The organism is Neisseria sp. P0009.S007 (assembly GCF_051962515.1).
In genome coordinates, this window is record NZ_JBQCVF010000807.1 from 1 (window position 1) to 640 (window position 640).

2 protein-coding genes are annotated in these 640 nt (G+C 46.4%); one reads left to right on the top strand and one right to left on the bottom strand.

Translation table 11 applies throughout. The annotated features are described in order from the left end of the window. Positions 1 to 80: 80 nt before the first annotated feature. Complete coding sequence (locus ACTHS3_RS16505; RefSeq protein WP_039862324.1) at positions 81 to 407, top strand: hypothetical protein; 327 nt, start codon at positions 81 to 83, stop codon at positions 405 to 407. A 25-nt stretch (positions 408 to 432) separates the two neighbouring features. Here ACTHS3_RS16505 and ACTHS3_RS16510 read toward each other — a convergent pair. Then, the coding region (locus ACTHS3_RS16510; protein ID WP_440368574.1) for a hypothetical protein at positions 433 to 640 on the bottom strand (208 nt) is incomplete at its 5' end.

The window sequence follows — 640 nt, forward strand, 5'->3', positions numbered from 1 at the left end:
AGATTGCATTTTTATATCTTGCCTGCATGGCCGACGCACCCAATAATACAGGCCATCTGAAACCTTTACGGAGCGTTGTTATGTCCCGCCCCTCACTTTTTCTGCCTTTGTTTTTGATTATCTTTGGTGCGATTTGGTTTTTGCGCGCTACGGATATTTTGCCTGCGACATCGACAATGATTGCCGGCGCATTAATTATTTTGGGCTTTGCCGTGTTGATTATGGACGGCATCAACAAACAGTCCATCGTTTCCGGTCCGATGCTGGTTTATATCGGTACAGCCATTTATCTGCACATGAGCTACTGGATTTACCTCTCTCCGTTGCTGGCCATCGGCATGGTTGTATTGGGTTGCCTGCTGTTGCTCTCGCGCAGCGATATGATTCCTGAAAAACACACAAAATAGAAAGATGAGAGATTTGGGTTTTGCCCTATAAAGGCCGTCTGAACAATGGTATAATCCGCCGTTTCAGACGGCCTTTTTTATTGTGGTTTAAATTTGAAATTTTCCCTATCGGCCGCACTGTTTTCTTACATTTTGCAAAGTTTCCGCCATGACCCAAGACAAAATCCTCATCCTCGACTTCGGTTCGCAAGTTACCCAGCTGATCGCCCGCCGCGTGCGCGAAGCCCATGTTT

Bases quoted from the DNA above. Each gene is read 5' to 3' on its own strand.
- ACTHS3_RS16505 (WP_039862324.1), top strand. From the start codon at position 81: ATGTCCCGCCCCTCACTTTTTCTGCCTTTGTTTTTGATTATCTTTGGT.